The sequence below is a fragment of the Oxalicibacterium faecigallinarum genome (assembly GCF_014635705.1).
GTDB lineage: Bacteria > Pseudomonadota > Gammaproteobacteria > Burkholderiales > Burkholderiaceae_D > Oxalicibacterium > Oxalicibacterium faecigallinarum.
Genome location: NZ_BMDI01000001.1, coordinates 1341254 through 1361109 on the forward strand (window position 1 = coordinate 1341254; position 19856 = coordinate 1361109).

Annotated in this window: 17 protein-coding genes; 11 read left to right on the forward strand and 6 right to left on the reverse strand. The window is 53.9% G+C overall.

Going from position 1 to position 19856, the window contains the following annotated elements; all coding sequences use genetic code 11:
* Nucleotides 1–171 precede the first annotated feature (171 nt).
* The 3 genes from IEV29_RS06415 to IEV29_RS06425 are packed head-to-tail and all read right to left on the reverse strand — an operon-like array spanning nucleotide 172 to nucleotide 4462.
* A complete protein-coding gene (locus IEV29_RS06415) occupies nucleotides 172–2625 on the reverse strand; it encodes an EAL domain-containing protein (protein WP_188380387.1) in 2454 nt (817 codons plus the stop codon).
* Between the two features lie 26 nt (nucleotides 2626–2651).
* Entirely contained in the window at nucleotides 2652–3098 is a 447-nt protein-coding gene (locus tag IEV29_RS06420) for a response regulator (RefSeq protein ID WP_188380388.1), read from the reverse strand.
* On the reverse strand, nucleotides 3095–4462 hold the full coding sequence (locus IEV29_RS06425; RefSeq protein ID WP_229726260.1) for a sensor histidine kinase: 1368 nt from the start codon (nucleotides 4460–4462) through the stop codon (nucleotides 3095–3097). The genes IEV29_RS06420 and IEV29_RS06425 overlap by 4 nt, the downstream gene beginning before the upstream one ends.
* A 515-nt stretch (nucleotides 4463–4977) precedes the next feature.
* On the opposite strand from IEV29_RS06425, the gene IEV29_RS06430 reads away from it, so the two are divergent.
* The 10 genes from IEV29_RS06430 (at nucleotide 4978) to IEV29_RS06475 (ending at nucleotide 16145) form a co-directional block, all read left to right on the forward strand.
* Nucleotides 4978–5361, forward strand: coding sequence for a hypothetical protein (locus tag IEV29_RS06430; RefSeq protein WP_188380390.1), 384 nt, complete (start codon nucleotides 4978–4980; stop codon nucleotides 5359–5361).
* A gap of 461 nt (nucleotides 5362–5822) precedes the next feature.
* Nucleotides 5823–8300, forward strand: coding sequence for a poly-beta-1,6 N-acetyl-D-glucosamine export porin PgaA (gene pgaA / locus IEV29_RS06435; RefSeq protein WP_188380391.1), 2478 nt, complete (start codon nucleotides 5823–5825; stop codon nucleotides 8298–8300).
* Entirely contained in the window at nucleotides 8300–10441 is a 2142-nt protein-coding gene (pgaB, locus tag IEV29_RS06440) for a poly-beta-1,6-N-acetyl-D-glucosamine N-deacetylase PgaB (RefSeq protein ID WP_229726261.1), read from the forward strand. The genes pgaA and pgaB overlap by 1 nt, the downstream gene beginning before the upstream one ends.
* 9 nt (nucleotides 10442–10450) lie before the next feature.
* Nucleotides 10451–11755 (forward strand): poly-beta-1,6-N-acetyl-D-glucosamine synthase, encoded by a 1305-nt coding sequence (gene pgaC / locus IEV29_RS06445; protein WP_188380392.1) that lies wholly within the window; start codon nucleotides 10451–10453, stop codon nucleotides 11753–11755.
* Between the two features lie 8 nt (nucleotides 11756–11763).
* The gene (pgaD, locus tag IEV29_RS06450; RefSeq protein WP_188380393.1) at nucleotides 11764–12261 is read left to right on the forward strand and encodes a poly-beta-1,6-N-acetyl-D-glucosamine biosynthesis protein PgaD; all 498 of its coding nucleotides are present in this window, start codon (nucleotides 11764–11766) and stop codon (nucleotides 12259–12261) included.
* A gap of 261 nt (nucleotides 12262–12522) precedes the next feature.
* The gene (locus tag IEV29_RS06455; RefSeq protein WP_188380394.1) at nucleotides 12523–12987 is read left to right on the forward strand and encodes a hypothetical protein; all 465 of its coding nucleotides are present in this window, start codon (nucleotides 12523–12525) and stop codon (nucleotides 12985–12987) included.
* Nucleotides 12984–13364: a c-type cytochrome gene (locus IEV29_RS06460; protein ID WP_188380395.1), complete on the forward strand. Its 381-nt coding sequence runs from the start codon at nucleotides 12984–12986 to the stop codon at nucleotides 13362–13364. The genes IEV29_RS06455 and IEV29_RS06460 overlap by 4 nt, the downstream gene beginning before the upstream one ends.
* 294 nt (nucleotides 13365–13658) lie before the next feature.
* Nucleotides 13659–15347 carry a methyl-accepting chemotaxis protein gene (locus IEV29_RS06465; protein WP_188380396.1) on the forward strand — a complete coding sequence of 563 codons (1689 nt, stop codon included), beginning with the start codon at nucleotides 13659–13661 and terminating at the stop codon, nucleotides 15345–15347.
* Nucleotides 15348–15594: 247 nt separating this feature from the next.
* A complete protein-coding gene (locus IEV29_RS06470) occupies nucleotides 15595–15717 on the forward strand; it encodes an entericidin A/B family lipoprotein (protein ID WP_188380397.1) in 123 nt (40 codons plus the stop codon).
* A gap of 188 nt (nucleotides 15718–15905) precedes the next feature.
* A complete protein-coding gene (locus IEV29_RS06475) occupies nucleotides 15906–16145 on the forward strand; it encodes a hypothetical protein (protein WP_188380398.1) in 240 nt (79 codons plus the stop codon).
* Here the strand turns inward: IEV29_RS06475 and IEV29_RS06480 are convergent.
* The 3 genes from IEV29_RS06480 to IEV29_RS06490 all read right to left on the reverse strand — a co-directional run bounded on the left by IEV29_RS06480 (nucleotide 16142) and on the right by IEV29_RS06490 (nucleotide 18402).
* Nucleotides 16142–16423: a hypothetical protein gene (locus IEV29_RS06480; RefSeq protein ID WP_188380399.1), complete on the reverse strand. Its 282-nt coding sequence runs from the start codon at nucleotides 16421–16423 to the stop codon at nucleotides 16142–16144. The two genes, IEV29_RS06475 and IEV29_RS06480, sit on opposite strands and share 4 nt — an antisense overlap.
* A gap of 131 nt (nucleotides 16424–16554) precedes the next feature.
* A complete protein-coding gene (locus IEV29_RS06485) occupies nucleotides 16555–17094 on the reverse strand; it encodes a TetR/AcrR family transcriptional regulator (RefSeq protein WP_188380400.1) in 540 nt (179 codons plus the stop codon).
* A gap of 12 nt (nucleotides 17095–17106) precedes the next feature.
* Nucleotides 17107–18402, reverse strand: coding sequence for an NAD(P)/FAD-dependent oxidoreductase (locus IEV29_RS06490; RefSeq protein WP_229726262.1), 1296 nt, complete (start codon nucleotides 18400–18402; stop codon nucleotides 17107–17109).
* A gap of 300 nt (nucleotides 18403–18702) precedes the next feature.
* Here IEV29_RS06490 and IEV29_RS06495 point away from each other — a divergent pair, with 300 nt between their 5' ends.
* Complete coding sequence (locus IEV29_RS06495) at nucleotides 18703–19851, forward strand: helix-turn-helix domain-containing protein (protein ID WP_188380401.1); 1149 nt, start codon at nucleotides 18703–18705, stop codon at nucleotides 19849–19851.
* Nucleotides 19852–19856 lie beyond the last annotated feature (5 nt).

Below are 19856 nucleotides of genomic sequence, written 5' to 3' on the forward strand. Positions count from 1 at the left end.
AAGACAGAAGACGGGTGATCTGTCCGGCGGCATCCATCGCTGTTGCATTCCGTTCGGAAATCATCTTCTTGCCGCCAAGACAAGAGCGGCAACAGCAATGTCGCAGCATTGTAGTACAGGTTGGGACGCGCGCAAAAAAGGAAAATCCGTCAAGAACGGATCAAATCGGCATCAATGCAAATGGCGCTGGTAAAGCAGGCTGCGCAAATCTTCGAAAGCGAGCGGTCTGCCGATGAAATATCCCTGCCCTTCATCACAGCCGTTCTTTTTCAGGAAATCCATGTGTTCGCTGCGTTCCACACCTTCGGCAATGACCTTGATCTTCAGGCCGTGTGCCAGTGCAATGATGGTTTGCGAAATGATGGCGTCATCCGGATCGCTGTCGCAATTGAAGATGAATGACTGATCGATCTTCAGCCGATCGATCGGAAAACGCTTCAGATACGCAAGACTGGAAAAACCGGTACCGAAGTCATCGAGCGATAACTGAATCTGCATATCATTGAGTGCATTCAGCACGTCAATCACATCCTCGACGTTCTGCATGACCATGCTTTCCGTCAGCTCCAGCTCCAGACAACTCGGATCGATGCCCGTAAGGTGCAATGTTTCCCTCACCATCGGGATGAAATTTTTCTCGCCAAGCTGACGCGCCGAAAGATTGACCGCGACGCGCAACGGCGGCAAACCCGAATGATGCAACTCTTTTATCTGACGACACGCGGTCTGCAGTACCCAGTTGCCAATCGGGATAATCAGTCCGTTGTGTTCCGCCAGCGGGATGAAATCCATCGGCGAGATCAAACCGCGTTTGGGATGCAGCCAGCGGATCAAGGCTTCCACACCGATGATGCGCCCACTCTCCAGATCAATTTGCGGTTGGTAGTTCAGGAAAAATTCATTGTTCTCCAGCGCTGACCACAGATCATGCTCAAGGGCCAAGCGCTGCCCCGTCATCGCATTCATTTCCTTTTCGTAGAACTGGTAGTTGTTGCGTCCGCTGGACTTGGCGCGATACATCGCCGCATCCGCATTCGCCAGCAATGAATCCGGATCACGCCCATCCGCCGGATAACACGCGATCCCCATACTGCAGGTCACCACGATATCCTGACCGCGCACCACGACCGGGCGAATCATTTCATTCTGAATACGTTGCATCACATGCGACACACCGCTCTGCATGTTCTGATTGATCAACAGCAGCACAAACTCATCGCCGCCAATCCGCGCCACCGTGTCACCGGCACGCACACACGTTTGCAGACGGGCACCGACCGTCGCAATCAATTCATCTCCGGCACTGTGACCAAGACTGTCATTCACCAGTTTGAAATTGTCGAGATCGATAAACACGATCGTCAACATACTGTTGTAGCGTTCGGCGTGAATCAGCGCCTGTTCGGCACGTTCATACAACAGGTTACGATTGGCCAGACCAGTCAGGGCATCGTAATTAGCCTGATGTTCCAGATCCGCCTGATAGCGCTTGATCTGCGTCACGTCATACAGCACGCCGACAAAATGGCGCACCTCTTCACCTTCCAAGCCTTCATTGACCGGAGAGATGTAAAGCTCGTTGAGGAACATCGAACCATCCTTGTGATAGTTCCTCAACAGGACGGAGGTGGCGCGACGCTCGTTGATTGCTGCGCGCAGTTTCTGCAATTCGGCCTGATCGGTATCGCCACATTGGAGGAAACGGCAATTGCGTCCGATCGCTTCCTCCCGCGAATAACCGGTGATGTTCTCGAAGGCACCGTTGACATAGATCAGCGGCATGTTTGGCTGTTGCACGTCCACAATGACAATCGGATTGACACATGCCTCGATGGCGCGATTGCGCAGATACAACTCGCGCTCGACCTTCATACGCTCCGTGATATCGATTGCAACGCCACCAATCTGCAGATTGCCTTCGCCATCCACCAGCGGAAACTTGGTGGATAACCAGTAGGTATCACCTTGATCGGAAGGAATCGTCTCGACAACCTGCATCGCCTTGCCGGCATCGAGCACATCGGCATCCGACAAACGCGAGCGTTCGGCAATATCGGCCGGCAACACTTCCGTATCGCACTTGCCAATGGCTTCGCCTTTGCCAAGATGCAGCGCCATGTCAACCGCATGGTTGGCGTAGAGAAAGCGACCATTCTGATCACGGATGAAGGCAGCACCCGGCATGTTCTCCATGAAGGTGCTGAACATCCGATTCACTTCGCGCAATTCTTTTTCAACGCGACGACGTGCATCGCGTTGCTCAACCTGCTCTAGAACGCGAGAGACTGCGCTGGCCAGACGTGACAGATTGGTCTTGATCACATAATCGCTGGCACCGAGCTTGAGCGAATCAATTGCCAGTTCTTCGCCAATGCGGCCCGACACAAAGACAAACGGCGTATCCGGATGCGTCTGCTTGACGACCGTGAGCGCGGACAAGCCATCGAAATGCGGCATGGAAAAATCGGACAACACGATATCCGGGCCGTACTCGTCCAACGCCGCGCGCAAATCCACCTCCGTATCGACGCGGCGCGTTTCATGCTGGATACCACTACGCTTGAGTTCGCGTGAAGCAAGCTCAACGTCATGCGGTGTATCTTCAACGAACAGTATCTTGATCATAAAAGTGCAGCCACTTCAGAACATGTTCAACGAGAAGCAGGAATACGATTCAGAATTGCCCAGTAAAAACCAACCTTGGAAACTTCTTCAAAAAACTTTTCAGACTCGACCGGCTTGACCAGATAACTGTTCACGCCCAGTTCGTAACAACGCACGATATCCGGCTCTTCCGCACTGGATGTCAGCATGATCACCGGAATAATGCGTGTCCGCGGATCGCCCTTGATCACGCTCAACACTTCCAGTCCAGTGACTTTCGGCATCTTCAGGTCCAGCATGATCAGCGTCGGATCACCTTCGACGCGGCCGGCAAACTCCCCTTCACGCGCAATGTAATCCAGCGCCTGCTGGCCGTCTTTTACCCACGTAATGTTATTGACCAGTCCCACGCGTTTAAGTGCGCGCATGGTCATTTCGGCATCGGTCGCCGTATCTTCGACAAGCAGAATATGCACTGGCAACAAATCATTCATGCAGAAACCTCGGTAGGCAAACTGAAATTGAAAATCGTTTCCTTGGCCGGCTCGCTTTGCGCCCAGACACGGCCACCATGTCGCACGACAACACGCTTGACGATCGCCAGGCCGACACCCGTTCCCGGAAATTCGCTCTCGCTATGCAGGCGCTGGAATACACCAAAAAGCTTGTCGTAATAACGCATATCGAAACCAACGCCGTTATCACGCACGCTGTAGACGATCTCGTCCTCTTCTTCCGTTGAGAAGATATCGATCACCGGCTCACTGACCGTACTGCTGTATTTAATCGAATTGGACAGCAGATTGAACAGAACCTGGCGCACCAATGCACGATCGCCATAGCACGGCAATAAATAAGCCTTGTTGAACGCCGGCACCTTATCGGCATGCGATGTCACATCACGCCAGACATCATCCACAAGTTCGTTCATGTCGATCTTGCGCAGCTCGACAGGTTTGCGTCCCAGCTTGGAAAAGGTCAGCAAATCATCGATCAGCATGCCCATCTTCTTGCTGCTATCGCGCACGACATTCAGAATGCGCCGGCCTTCGTCATCAAGCTTGTCGGCATAATCCTCTTGCAGAATGCGTGAGTAACCATCGATGGCGCGAAGAGGCGAACGCAGATCATGCGAAACCGAATAGCTGAAACTTTCCAGTTCCTTGTTCGTCAGTTCAAGCTGTGCCATCGACTTCTGTGTCTCGCGTTGCGCCAGTTTGCGTTGTTCGATTTCACGCAGGATCGCCCATACGCCATAGAGCAACAAACTGACAGCAAACAGATTGCCAAAAAAAATCCACTGCCGGCTCGACGCTGCATTGTGACTGACCAGCGCAGCACGCCGTTTCAACTCTTCTTCCTCCGTCGCCAGCATGCGATGCACCTGCACGTGCAATTGCGCCATGCTGCTCATGCCCTGCCCCTGAATCAGATCGACGATTTGACCGCGATCCAGAATGGGTGCACGGAACAATGCGATGCCACTGGCCAGCGTCTCCATGCGCTGCACGATCATGTCTTGAAGAATCGGAATCTGGTCTCGCTGCTTGAGATGTCCGGAAGTAAGATCGCGCAATGTCGTCAGGCGGCCAACCAGCCGCTGCGCAACCGCATCATGTGCAAGAAGAAAATCGGCATGACCTGTCAGCAGATAGCCGCGCTGTGCAGACTCTGCATCTTTGACATCCAGCAGGATCTGATGCAGGGCCTCGATAACGAGATGCGTCTCCTCGACCGCCTTCGCGCTTTCTGCAAATTGCTGAATCCGAATCAACGTCATGCCAGAAAGACTGATCAGAATCATCAAGGCGACAATGAGTCCAACCTTGATGCCCAACACCTTTCTGTTTGCCTTCATTAATCGATATGCACCAACCATGGTTCTCAGTCTCGATCATGTGAGATGCGACAAGCCTGATCGACATCCATTTGTATTTTTTATGAGAAGCGAACCATGTTGAAGAGCCGGTCGCCTTCTTGTTTTGTCTGCATCTGTAAATCGATTTTAGTAGATAAAAATAGTTTCCATAGAAAAATTTTTCGCTACGCAAGTTAATTAACAATCTCCTGTTTCTTCTACGCGAAAATTAAACGTTTCACTCTTAAAAACTCCCATATTTATGGGATAAACCTCGCCAATTTCATTTTTCGTAAATCCAAAAAAATAAAAAGCTGCTCAAAAATAATCCCCGATAAGACGATCGAACTTGGCGATTGGCGAACGAATGGATCGCGTCTTTATCTACCGATCATTCATTCAACAAGCAAACGGATACGTAACTGGTGCAGGATGCAACGACAAGCATGCTCGTATACACTGCAATCATGATGTGCGTTACCCATCATTCATTACGATTCAAGCAGGAGCCAGAAATGAACCCTCTCAACGTTCAATTCAATGTCAATGTCCTTACCGTGCCAAGCTTCATTCAGCCCAGCGAGTTTTCCACCTGGTTACATCAGGAAGCACGTGCCTTGCAGGACCTTGCCGACGACAACAGCCTGATCATCGTCCGTCTCTATCTTGCACAACGCATCAAGGCGGAATGGAGCCGCAAGGATCTGGACGCCTTGTTGCAAGGCATTACGGCAAAGTATCCGCATATCTTCCGTGTGGAAATGATTGTGATCGAGGAAGACCTCAAACTCTCCGAGATCGAGATGCTGCAATCGGATGGCGACAAGGAGATTGCCAGTTTGATGGAATCCATGGAGCGCTATCAGAACGAGCAGATCGCGCGCAGCAAATTGCATTAACCCGATTCAGACACGTAAGAATTTCTGGTTCAACATAAACAGCCACCAACATCGATTGGAATTTCTTGCGCAATCCACACTAAGCTACACAATTACATTTCCTCACATTTCTGTTTTTGTTTTCAAAACAGCCTAAAACTGGCGTCACAACAGCATTGTAAAAACAGCTTTCCGATACATCTAACACTTGCCTTGCACGTCTGTACGGCAACGTACAGAGCAAACCACCCCGCATCTTTACTCTTTGGCAAGCAGTGACTCACCAAGACGCAATATAACGTCGTCACTTCCGATTCAACTCGCAGAGACAGGTTGAATTTCCTGATTTTTACAGAGCAACAAATCTGTTCGCCTTGTATTAGTCCTCAAACTAAAACTTGATTCACACCAATACAGCCTTGGCATATGCAAGGGGGTAACGCTTGCGCCTGTGGTTTGGCTGTAGGGAAAGTTGGTAATAGATGCCGAAAAAAAATAATCGGTGGCGAACCACTGCATCCGGACTGATTGCCGGCGTACTGGGTCTTTCCACCTCGCTGGCGCTGGCCGCTGTTTCACAAACGGACTATGACAACGTCATCCGTTCTGCACGCGACGGACAGCCCGCCACTGCTGCACAGACTTTACAAACGTGGCATCGGGCCGATCCTGCCAATGTCCGCATCCTGCATGATCTGGTGGTGGTACTAGGGTGGGCCGGCCAATACGATGAGGCATTGGGCTATCGGAATCGCCTTCTCAATTCGCAAACACCGGCCTATGCATTGAAGTCACTCGGCAATGCCGCTCTCGCCCGTGAGCAATGGGATACTGCCATTCAGGCCTATCAGCTCGTTCTGAAAAAAATGCCGAGGGATGCGGAATCCCATGCGGGTGTTGCCACCGCATGGCATCGGCAGGGAAAAACCGATGAGGCACTTGCCTACGTCCAGTCGCATCTGCCACAACACAGCTCGGACTATGCCGCCGCCGACGTGCCACTGATCATGGTGCTTGGTCGCATCTTGCGCGATCGTCAGGAAACCATTCTCGCTGCCAATGCCTATCGTGACGCAAGCCGGCTCGATCCGACTTCTCGCGAGGCATTCCGTGCCTACGTGTTTACGCTGAACGAAGCGGGCATGCCCTATCTGGCCAGCCAGACTGCCGATCAAAGACTGGATCTGTTTTCGCAGGAAGAGCGCCGTGAGATCGCACATGCCGCTGCCGGCACCACCGTCAACTTTGGACGCGCACAGGCAGGTGTCGATCATCGTCAGCCACGGTTCGCCACGACCGATGCCGCGCTGGATGACAATGCCAGCGTGACGCGCCATTTTGGCGAACAGCCGATTACCGACTTCGACCGCATGATAGCGTTGCGCGACAGGCAATACATGCGTGAGGTGGTACAACTCTACGAAGCATTGCATGCACAGGGTGTGACAATGCCGCCTTATGCTCGTGCGGCAGCTGCCGATGCCTATCTCTATCTGCAGGAACCTGAAAAGGCGCGCGACCTGTATCTGGGCGCCATTGAAGAAGCGCGCGCTGGTGACGTTGCCAGTATCGATAGCTGGCGTATCGGTCTGACCTACGCCTATGTCGAGGCAGAACAACATCGCAAGGCGCAGCAAACTGCAGATGAACTGTTAGCCACAACCCCACAATTCAGTAACTGGGGCATACGCGGTATCGAAGCACCGAATGACGACTATCCGGTCGCTGCCACGCTGGCGGGTCTGGTCAAGCTGTATTCGAATCGCCTCAAGGATGCGGAACAACATCTGGCCTCGCTGCGCGATGCCGCCCCCTTCAATCCGCAGGTCCGTACCGCGTGGAGCGAGCTGAAGATGGCGCGAGGCCACCACCGCGCGGCGCTGGAGGAATACACGGTACTGCACGTCGATCAGCCGGAAGAAATGGGCCCCGTCCTCGGACAGGCCAATGCCTATCTCGCACTGAACGAATTCAGCAAGGCCAGGGAATTGGTGCCTGTACTGAACGACTCTTATCCGGAAAACAAAGGTGTGCAGCGCCTGGCACGCCTGGTCGATATCTACGATCGTCCGCATCTGGAAGTCACCAGCACCTTCGGTAATGGTGGCGGGCAAGCGGGTGCGCAATCCGTCGTGGAAGCACGACTCTATTCGGCACCGCTGACCAGCTCACTTGGCGATCCGTGGCGTGTCTATAGTCGTCTGTCACATGCAAATGGCGACATCAATGCGGGTCAGGCAAACGAATTTTCTGCATCACGCAGTCTGATCGGCGTTGGTGTCGATTACCGCATCCGTGACTGGACGCTGGAAGCAGAAGTCAACCGCGCCATCCGCAATGCTAACCGATCCGGCGTCGCGGCACGCGTGATCCACGATTTCTCCGATCAGTGGCAAGCCAGACTGGAAGGCGATAGCAACGTCAACAATCTCGCCGCCCGCGCCTTCAACGCCGGCGTGACAGCACGACGCTACACGGCAGGCCTGACCTGGCGCCAGAACGAGTCGCGCAACATCGATGGCGAGATTTCCAATACGCAGTTCAGCGACGGCAACCGACGCGACGCCGCCGGCGTGGCCTGGACAGAACGCTGGTACAGCGGCCCCAGACTGACCTTCGACTCAGTCGTCAGCCTGGCAACCTCGCGTAACAGCCTGCCCAATGCCGTGTATTTCAATCCGTCCAGCGACAGCGAAGCGACGCTCGGCCTGAACGCCGAATGGCTGACATGGCGTCGCTACCAACGCGCATTCAGTCAGCAACTGCAAGTCTACGGCGGCCGCTACCACCAGAAAGGCTTCAGTAGTGGCGGCACCTCCGGTGCGCAATACGGACATGTATGGACCTTTGATGATGCTTTCCGTATCGAATATGGCGTCGGCCTGAGCAACCATCCGTATGACGGCGTACGCGAACGACGCAACTACGGCTACCTGAATCTGAACTGGGCAATCAAATAATGGGCAAGACGATCACGACTTTTCTCACCACGATACGCGTACTCACCGGACGACTCGCATGCATTGCATCCCGTATTTCGTCGCGCATGTCGTCGGGTATGGCATACGGCATCGCAACCTGCATGGCAGCCAGTCTGCTGGCTGCCATCTCCCCCGCCCATGCGCAAACCGAGGTACGCCTCACCACGCCACCGTTGACCACACTCAAACCCGTCAACGATCCATCGCAAAGCTATCGCGTGCTCTCGTATCACGACATCCGCGATAACGTACGCGACAGCTTCAAGGAGTGGCCGGAATCCACCGCCGTCGATACGCGCGATCTTGTCCTGCATCTGTCGTGGATCAAGCAGAATGGCTTTCAGCCGGTGAGCATGCAGCAGATCATCGATGCGCGCCGCGGCGGCAAACCGCTGCCGGACAAGGCGATCTTGCTCACCTTCGATGATGGCTTTGCCAGCGTCTATCACAAGGTCTTCCCTCTGCTGAAGCAGTTCAACTATCCGGCTGTCATTGCACTGGTTGGTCAGTGGCTTGAGACACCAGCGGATACGGCGGTTCAGTTTGGCGACATGCTGGTCGATCGCAACCGGTTCGTGACATGGGATCAGGTACGCGAGATGCAGCGCTCCGGGCTGGTTGAAGTCGCCTCGCATACCTACGGCCTGCACCAAGGCATCGTTACCAATCCGCAGGGCAATCTGCTGCCCGCCGCGGTCGGTCGCATCTATCGCAGTGATCTGCCGGTCGGCCAGCAATATGAAAACGATGCCGACTACCGCAAGCGCCTCCAAAGCGACTTTGAACGCAACAGCGCCCTGATCGCCCAACATACGGGCAAGCGTCCGCGCGTCATGGTCTGGCCGTATGGCGCATACAACCAGACCGCCGTCGATGTCGCCAAGGAAGTGGGGATGCCCATCTCGCTCAATCTGGAGCCCGGTCCGAACACGCCACAAGACGATGCCAATCGCATCCGTCGTTCGCTCGTCATGTTCGATACGGGACTGACAGGGCTGATTCGTCTGCTGCGCCAGCCGTCGACCTACGATGGCGAAGAGCATCCATTGGAACGCGTCATCCATATCGATCTCGATTATGTCTATGATGCCGATCCGGTACAGCAGGAAGTCAATGTCTCGCACCTGCTCGATCGTATCTATCGTCTGCATCCAACCACGGTCTATCTGCAGGCCTTTGCCGATCCGGATGGCGACGGTGTCGCCGATGCGCTGTACTTCCCGAACCGCCACTTGCCGATGCGTGCCGACTTGTTCTCGCGCGTGTCATGGCAACTGCAAACCCGCACCGGCGTGCGCGTCTACGCATGGATGCCGGTCATGTCATTCGATCTGCCAAAAGGGCATCCTGCGGCAAATCGACTTGTGCAACAAATGTCCGGTGCACCAGCCTCCGCCTCGGAAAACCGCTACCACCGCCTCTCGCCGTTCGATCCGCTGGCACGCCAGACCATTACCGAGATTTACGAAGACCTCGGCAAGAATGCAATCTTTACCGGCGTGCTGTTCCATGATGACGCGACCCTATCCGACTACGAAGACGCCAGCCCTGCCGCGCTGACTGTTTATCGGGACGAATGGAAGTTACCGGCATCGCTGGAAACCCTGCGCGCCGATCCGCAACTGCGCAAGGACTGGGCGCAACGCAAAACGCTCTACCTCAATGACTTCACGCGGCAGCTGGCCGACACACTGCGCAAGTATCGCCCTGCGCTGCAAACCGCGCGCAACATCTACGCCGAACCGGTACTCAATCCGGAGTCGGAAGACTGGTTTGCCCAGACCTTCGACAGCTTCCTCGCCACCTATGACTACACCGCAATCATGGCCATGCCCTACATGGAGAACGCAAAGGAGCCTGATGCGTGGCTGAAGACACTGATCGGGAAGGTCAAGTCACATCCGGGCGCATTGCGCAAAACCGTCTTTGAACTGCAAAGCCGCGACTGGCGCACCAGCACACCGATCGATACGCGCACGCTGGCAGCGCAGATGCGCCTGCTGCGTCTGGCTGGTGCACGCAGCCTGGGTTACTACCCGGACGACTTCCATAACAATCACCCAGAAGAAGCGCTGATCAAGCCTGAAATCTCGGTCGAGACGCACACCGTCAGAAAGTAAGGGCCACGCATGCTTTCCACCAATTTCCTTTTTGCCTTTACCTTTTACTACCCGTTATTCATGGCATATGTCTGGATCATCGGGGGCATTACCTACTATCTGCGCTACGAGCGCAAAGGGCTGCAGAAGAACAATGCCCTGGCCGAGCTGACATCCACGCCACCGGTATCCATCGTCGTGCCCTGCTTCAACGAGGAACACACAGTGCGTGATGTGGTTGAGTCACTGGCACTGATGAATTACCCGGATTTTGAAATCATCTGCGTCAACGATGGCAGCACCGACAAGACCGGCGAGATTCTCGATGATCTGATGACGTACTATCCAATGCTGCGTGTCGTGCATCAGGATCGCAATCAGGGCAAAGCAGTCGCTCTGAACACTGCGGCGCTGGTCGCCAGAAGTGAATTCCTGTTGTGTATTGATGGCGATGCAATCCTCGACAAGGATGCGATTCCATGGCTGCTGCGTCACTTCGAGACCGGGCCGCGTCTCGGTGCAGTCACCGGCAATCCCCGTATTCGCACACGCTCCACCCTCCTTGGCCGTCTGCAGGTTGGCGAGTTCTCTTCCATCATCGGTCTGATCAAGCGTACACAGCGTATCTATGGTCGCCTGTTCACCGTCTCCGGCGTGATCGCCATGTTCCGTCGTCGTGCCCTGCTCGATATCGGTTTCTGGAGTCCGGAGATGCTGACCGAAGACATCGACATCAGCTGGAAAATGCAACTGCATCATTACGACGTCCGCTTTGAACCACGCGCATTGTGCTGGATTCTGATGCCGGAAACCGTGCGCGGATTATGGCGTCAGCGTCTGCGCTGGGCGATGGGTGGCATTCAGGCGATCTTCAAGTACAGCTACATCTTCAAGGAATGGCGACTGCGCCGCATGTGGCTGGTCTATATCGAGTACGTGACTTCGGTGATCTGGGCGTTCGCAATGGGCATCACGCTGGCACTCGGCATTCTCAACCTGTTTATCTACATCCCGCCGATGTGGCGCGTCGAGATCATTCCAAGCTGGTACGGCGTTGCGATTGGTACCACATGCCTGCTGCAGGTCTTTGTCGGCATGGTGCTGGATCGTCATTACGACAAGAAAGCCTTCCGCCACTACTTCTGGATGATCTGGTATCCGGTGTTGTACTGGATGCTCAACATGTGTACCACGATCTGGGCGCTGCCTAAAACCATCGTCCGCAATCGTCAGCAGCGCGCGATCTGGGTCAGTCCCGATCGCGGCATTGGTGCAGAGACCGCCGCCAACGCGGTTGCGCATGACAAATACGCAAGCAAGCGTCAACCCAACTGAGCACCGCCATGAATCGAAGAAACAAACCGCGCGTCAAGCTTATCCTCAATGCCCCGGACAAAGTCTCGGCACAGACCAAGCTCGGCAGCAACATCGTGACGATCCTGTGCTGGGTCGTTTACATCTACTTGTGGATTCCGTTGATCACGCTGATCGCGTGGGCAGTGGGTGCAACGCATGCTTATGACGAACTGGCTTTTGTCCGCCAGGTGGGGGACTTCCGCGAACTGGTGGTTTTCTACGGCATGGTCGTCGCCCTGCTCGGTGGCGGCTTGTTGTTATGGGCACTGAAAGAGTATCTGCGCTTTCGCAACGCCAATCGCAGACGTCCACGTGGCCCGGCCACGCATGCCGAACTGGCCAGCCACACGACCGCGACCGAAACCGATGTCGAACGCTGGCAATCGCTGCGCCGCATGATTGCCCTGCATGACGAGAATGGCAAAGTCATGGGCGTGCACGAGCAACTGCCAAGCGCTGAGGCGACGCCACCTCAACCCACCTGATACAAGCCGTGACTGCGTTCACCTAATCGTGGCTGACACGATTTGCGTGACCTGCCCGGCAACGCTTAATTTCTAGGCAGCAAAAAAATGTGCTTACAAATCAACACGTTTTTCTGCTTACCCACAGTTACGCACAATCTTATCCACAGAAATTGTGCACAACGCCACGCAAGGTGGATTTCCCCACGAGAGTATGATTAGATAGCCGTTCTTCCTTGTTCTGGCGCACAAGTTCGCGCATCTTCTCTCATCACTGATTCCATGTCGGCCACCATCACTTTTCCCGTTCGTAATCCATGCCCACCCGGCGCGTGCGTGTGCGAACTGGAAGCCATGTTGGATGACCCGAGTGCCGATTTGCGCGTATTGCGACTCACGCGCGAGGAAGAAAAGAAACTGCTATTGCGACTGGAAAGCCTGCAGTCCTATCAGGAGTTGGTACGCATGCAGCAACGCATGCACGAACAGCTCGGCATCGCCGTCACGATTACGCCAAGCGAACGCGGCGTACGGACCGTGCGCGGCATCAATATCCAGATTCAGGATCAGCGTGGTCTGTGCAAGAAGACCCGCCAGACCATTCCTGCTGCGATCAGAAAATGTCTGGAAAAAAACGAAGCCATTGCATTTGCCATCGTCGATGCGCACGGTCTGCTCGCTCCCACACAAGCGCAGCTACAATCACCCGATCCTGCATCCGCAGACCTGCCTCACGATCCGTTATGAATAAAGCAGTACCGCTTGCCCTGTTTTTCTCGCTGCAGCTTGGCCTCGTCTGTTCTTCCCATGCACAGACCGGCAATGTCGATGCAGGTAAAAAAGTCTTCCAGAACTGCGTCTATTGCCATCAGGTCGGTCCATCGGCACGCAATATTCTTGGCCCCCATCTCAACGGCATCATTGGCCGGCCAGCCGGTTCGGTAAGCAACTTTGCCTATTCGCCCGCGATGAAAAATTCCGGCATCGTCTGGACCGAAGAAAAACTACGGGACTTTGTACGCAAACCCGGCAAGGTTGTGCCCAGTAACAAGATGCGCTTCTTTGGCTTGTGGAGTGATACGGAAGCCGACAATCTGATCGCCTACCTGCGTACGCTCAAATAACTTTTGGTTTGCCTGCATCGCTCGACCTGAATTTTTGTCACAACAACATGGCTTAAACGCCACATCCGACCAGCGTTTTTGCACGCTGCACGCGGTGTCTTCTCTCGCAAACATAAAGTGGCATCGTGAATACCATATTCATGGTAGGGATATTTCAAGCCGGGCGTGATAGCGTCACATCACTTTCCTGAGAGCATTAAAAACATCGCTTCCTCCGGAAACGACGGGACGGAACAAAACCGCACCGCCCTTCTTTTCCAGCCACTATCTCAGACATCACGGGGAGAAACGACAATGTTCTCAAACATGAAGGTGGGCTCCAAACTTGCCCTTGGATTCGGCGCGATGGCCTTGTTCATTCTGCTCATCGCTTCCTTCTCGCTACTCCGCATTACCCAGATTGACGACGTCATTTCCAGCCAGAACGAAATCCGCGTGCAACAGCTGGAGCGTCTCTACACCGCACGCGAAGCTCTGGGGCAAACCGGCCTGGCAGCGCGCAATGCCTATATCTTTACGGACGATGTCGATGCAAACCGCGAACTTGATATTCTCGATGCACAGAAAGCCGTCTATCTCGAAGAACTGAACAAGGTTGCGCCGCTGCTCAAGGGCGATGCGCAATTTGACAAGGTCTACGCCAACCTGCAAATCATGGCCAAGGAACTCGAGCGTCCACGCCAGTTCCGCAATGCCAATCAGATGGAAGCCTTCGGCACATTCCTCGTCACGGAATGCAGCCCGCTACGTCGTCAGATCGTGAGTGATATCAACACACTGGTCGCCACGATCCAGAAAAATGTCGATGTCAAAGCGGCCGAGACCGAACAAGCCACCATGCAGTCCATCCTCGTTGTCTCGATTGCTGCAGCCATCGCGCTCGTCTTCAGTGCATTGCTCGGCTGGATCATCAGCCGTGCCATTACCCGTCCGCTGCATCGTGCGGTCGAAGTGGCACAGACCGTTGCCAATGGCGACCTGACCAGCAACATTCAAGTGCATTCGCAGGATGAAACCGGCCAGCTGCTGCAAGCACTCAAGGATATGAACGCCAGCCTGATCGGCATCGTCGATCAGGTGCGCGACGGCACCGGCGCCATCGCCTCGGCATCCAATCAGATTGCCAGCGGCAATCTCGATCTCTCTACCCGCACCGAGCAACAAGCCAGCTCACTGGAAGAAACCGCATCCTCGATGGAAGAACTGACCTCGACCGTCAGACAAAACGCAGACAACGCACGGGAAGCCAACAACCTGTCCATCAATGCCTCCAGCATTGCGGTCAAAGGCGGCGAGGTCGTCAATCAGGTCGTCGCCACCATGAACGACATCAACGCCTCGGCACAACGCATTACCGACATCATCAGCGTCATCGACGGCATCGCCTTCCAGACCAATATTCTGGCGCTCAACGCCGCGGTGGAAGCCGCCCGTGCCGGTGAAGAAGGCCGCGGCTTTGCCGTCGTGGCAGCAGAAGTACGCTCGCTCGCACATCGCTCCGCCACCGCCGCCAAGGAAATCAAATCACTCATCGACGATTCGGTCAGCAAGGTCGATATCGGCAGCAAGCTGGTGCAGGAAGCCGGCAGCACCATGACGGAAGTAGTCGACAGCGTCAAACGCGTCACCACCATCATGGCCGACATCATGGCCGCCAGCCAGGAACAAAGCAGCGGCATCGAACAGATCAACGAAGCCATCGCGCAGATGGATCATGTGACGCAACAAAACGCGGCGCTGGTCGAAGAAGCTGCAGCAGCGGCGGCTTCCCTGCAATCACAAGCCAGCAGGCTGGAAGAAACCGTGGGCGTCTTTCAGATCGACGGCGTCACCACCATCACCAGAAAAACCGCACCTGCGCAGCAGGAAGTACCGGCTGTCAGCAGCCAGCGCGCCGGACTGGCTTCACGCCTGTCCAGCCTGAAAAAGAACGTGCTGGCTGCGCCGTCCCTGCCAGCCATCGCAGCCCCCGGCATCGACTGAACACAATTCAGCCATATGCCGCATAACAATAAAGTCGCCGACGTGATCACCTGACGTCCGCGAGAAATACTCCTGAAATTGCCCGCCACGAGCCATCCTGGCGGGATTTTTTTGCCCGTGATTTTAATGAATATTCAAATAATCGATTGCCGTACAACGCCTGTCATACAAGGCTATTGCAAGCGCAATCAGCCAGTCGCATAATCACATCGCACACCTGCGTGCTCACAATGCGAAAGGAAAAATCATGAAAAAATTACTCGCAATGTTGCTGGTCGTCGCCTTCGGCACAAGCCTCTCGGCCTGCAATACAGTCAAGGGATTCGGCAAGGATGTCGAGCGCGGCGGAGAAAAAATACAAGGTAAGTAAGTGCCAGCCAAAAAGCCCCGAATTTCGGGGCTTTTTCATTCAACGCAGACTTCGCTTTCAACAGTCTTCGTTTTCAATCCAGCCTCATATCCATGAAACGGAAACTTAACGAGTCATTGAGGACAATATGTCCTAGGGCTTTATGTCCAATATTGATTCCGACTTGCCTGCTCTAGAATAAGCCCATCATGGATTGGGTACCTATCGTCTTCGTGACGTTCAAATTTCTCGTGCTGGCGATCGGCATGTTCTATGCCATCAAATGGCATTACGACCAAGGCAACAAAGAGCCGGAAAAAGCCAAGGAGATGCGTGCAGTAATCCGCGCCGGCGGCAAGGTCGCCGCCATCTTCATGGTAACGCTGCTGGGCCTGGGAATCGCCACCTACGCCCTTGTCAACATGCTCGGCATGGATATGCACTACTAGGCAGTTTCCACCAGTGCACTGTGCAGTGATTTGATCTGCCTTGCCACTTCCATTGCCTTATCGCGTACCGCATTCACCGGCATCGTCGCCATATGCGCGTCGCAATACACAATCTCGACCAGCGCGACATTCGGCGGGATCACATCGACAGCATGATCCAGACAATCAGCGATGCTGGTATCACCTGCATCGCGATCCATCACTTCTTCGCTACACGATACCTGCCATCCGTACAAACCGGGACTGAGACGTTCAATCGATATCTTGGGGATGAACATGGGGCGCTCCGTGCAAGGTGGGATGATCAGACATGACAAACCACCGTCAATCTCCCCACGATGCTAGCGCCTAAATATTGCAGCACGATGACGCACAAGAAGGCTGCCCGGCAATGCCAGACCAAATGCGCTCAGGGCCGGATGCCCTTGTACAGCAAGTCCAGCACGCGTTGCGCATGATCCATACGCTCGGCTTGTGTACCGCGATTGCTGGTGCCAAACAGATCCAGCATCAAATCCAGATCGTCTGCAGACAGATCGCTGCGTACCTGTTTGTGCCGCTTGGCGGCGACCAGCAAGGGCTGCATCAACTTGGTCACGCGATCGCGCATGGCTTGCAGTTGCGGCTCCCACGAGGGATTGCCGCACAGTACGTCGGCCAGCCCCGCACTGCGTGCACAGCCTTCCGCCAGCATTTTCAATAGCGTCGTTAAACCATCCGGCTTGTCACGCAGCTCGGCTGCAATCGCTTCCAGCTCGACCAGATTGCTTTCAAAAATCGCGATGCCCAGCGCCTGCTTGTCCTTGAAGTTGCGATACAGCGTGGTACGGCTGACATTGGCCGCAGCGGCAATATCTTCCAGCGGCACATCGAAGCCACGCTCGGCAAACACATCAAAAGCCGCACGCAGCAAAGCCTCGCGATTGATCAGGGCATCGGATCGTTTCATCAGGATAATTTGTCAGTCAAGACGAATGGATGGGCGCACCTGTTTGTTGATCTGATCGACCAGCCACAACAAACTGCCGCGCCAAAAACCATGCAAGTTGGATTGATGACTACGATACAGCATTGCATGACTCGCCTGCGCCAATTTGCCACGGATGAAACCATCCTTGAACAAACCAAACTGGCCGAGCGATGCATACGCATCATACTCACCCAGCGACACCAGTGCGCCCAGATTGCGGTATGAAAATGGCGGCACCGCCTTCCCCTCCAGTACATCAGGCAGATGCTTGATCAGATACGTCGCCTGCTGATGCGCCACCTGCGCAGTCGGCGGCAAAGGCCGTGCAGAATTCGGCAGGATCAGACTCGCGCAATCCCCCACCGCATAGATCGCCGGATCGAGCGTGGTTTGCAGATACGGATTGATCACCAGTTGATTGTTGCGCGTGCATTCCAGCCCGTCCAGCTGACTCATCACTTCCGCCGCCTTCACGCCAGCCGCCCACACCAGCATCGATGCCGCGATATGGCTGCCATCCTGAATCGTCAAGCCATCGGCATCCGCCGACTGCACCCGCGTATTGGTCAGCACCGTCACACCCAGCTTTTGCAGCTTGTCACGTACCGCTTCAGAAATCGATTCGGGGAAGGCATCTAGCAAACGCGGCCCGCTCTGGATCAGCGTGATATGAATGCGTGATGCCAAACCATGCGCACCGTAACTCTCTGCCACTTCGGTCAACTGGATCAGTTCTGCCGCCAGTTCCACGCCCGTCGCACCGCCACCAACAATCGCAATCGACAACTGCTGATCAAGTCCCATGCACTGAAACATCCGCAAGCGCACTTCACGATTAAACGCATCCGCCTGCACGCGCGAATCGATCATGTAGCAATGCTCTTTCACGCCCGGCGTACCAAAGTCATTGGCCTGACTGCCCACCGCCAGAATCAGACGGTCATACGCCACGACGCGCTCGGGGATCAGCAAGCGACCATCCGCTGCCTTCAATGCCGCGAGAGAAATCTGCTTCTGCGTGCGATTCAAACCATTGAGTTCACCAGGCTCGTAAGAGAAACCGCAGTCACGAGCCTGCGCCAGAAAGGTTGTTTGCTGTTGTGCGATATCACGCGTACCTGCTGCAATCGTATGCAGCATCGGCTTCCAGACATGGGCCGAATCGCGATCAAGAACAGTGATGGTTGGCGCGGCTTGCCCACCGCGTTTGTACTTGCGCCCTAGCGCACTGGCAATTTCCAGACCGGCGATACCACCGCCGACGATGACGATCTTTTCTCGAGCCAATTGCTTCTCCGCGTTGTGAGGAATGGCTCGAGGTTAGCATAACCGTACATTAATGTACGTTTGACGATTCACATATGAACAGCAATGGCATGCAAATGGCAAAACAACATGGCACATTTGATGAGTAATTAGTTCCAGATAAAGAACAAGACGTTATCGAATCAGCTGGGATGTTGAGAGTTACCTGTATTGACTAATGAATTACGTCCACGCACAGAGATGTCAGATTGACAATTAAAATAGATTTATTTAATAAGTTGCGAAGTTGCGCAACTTCGCAACTTCGCATAATATCCACCCATGAAATCCTTTATTAACGATTACCACACCCCGGGCCAGCTACTACTAACGCTACTGGAGGATAGAGGATGGAACCAACAAGTGCTGGCTACAGTATTAGGCGTTGATAAGTCAGGCATTACCAGACTTGTTTCAGATCAACGCACGTTTGACGCAACAATTGCCTTAGCACTTGAAGGGCTATTTGACGTTCCAGCAGAGCAATTTCTAGCATTACAAGCGAAACATGATCTTTCCAGAGCTAGATTGGCCGTTACACCCGATCCTGGAATGCTAACTAGAGCAAAATTATTTGGCGAACTACCAATTGCCGAAATGATTCGTAGAGGCTGGTTAGACACTTCTGACGCAAAAGATAGTAGAGCCGTTGAACAATCTTTATTGAAATTCTTTGATGTGGAAAGTGCAGATGAAATTACATCGTTGCCTCACGCCGCAAAGAAATCTAATGCAGAAATACCCGCCACACCAGTTCAATTAGCCTGGTTACACCGTGCCAGAGAAATTGCAAGCGAGATGATTGTAGCTCGCTACTCTCAAGCTAATGGACGCAAAGCTGTACTCAAATTGAAAGAGTTGCTGCTAGCCGCGGAAGAAGCCAGAAAGGTACCTAGAATTCTCGCCGAATCTGGAATCAGATTTGTAATAGTTGAAACTCTTACGTCCGCAAAAATTGACGGTGCTTGTTTTTGGTTGAACGATACAGCTCCAGTCATAGCAATGACTATGAGATTTGATCGCATCGATAATTTTTGGTTTGTACTTAGACACGAACTAGAACATGTACTTCAAGGCCATGGAAAGAATGGCTCCCCCGTCATCGATTATGAATTAGAAGGTGAACGTGCTGGTTCTGGCGATAACGTATCTGAAGAAGAACGTATAGCAAATGATGCTGCGTCAGAGTTTTGTGTTCCACAAAAACTACTCGACAGTTTTATTTCTAGAAAAGCACCATTCTTTGCCGAACGAGACCTGATCGGATTCGCAAGAACTATCAACGTGCATCCTGGTTTAGTCGCAGGACAAATCCAGCGAAAAACGGCTAGGTATGATCGTTTTAGAAACCATTTAGTAAAAATGAGAAATATCGTGGCACCTAGTGCCATTGTTGACGGATGGGGCGATATTGCTCCAGTTGGCCTTTAAGAAAG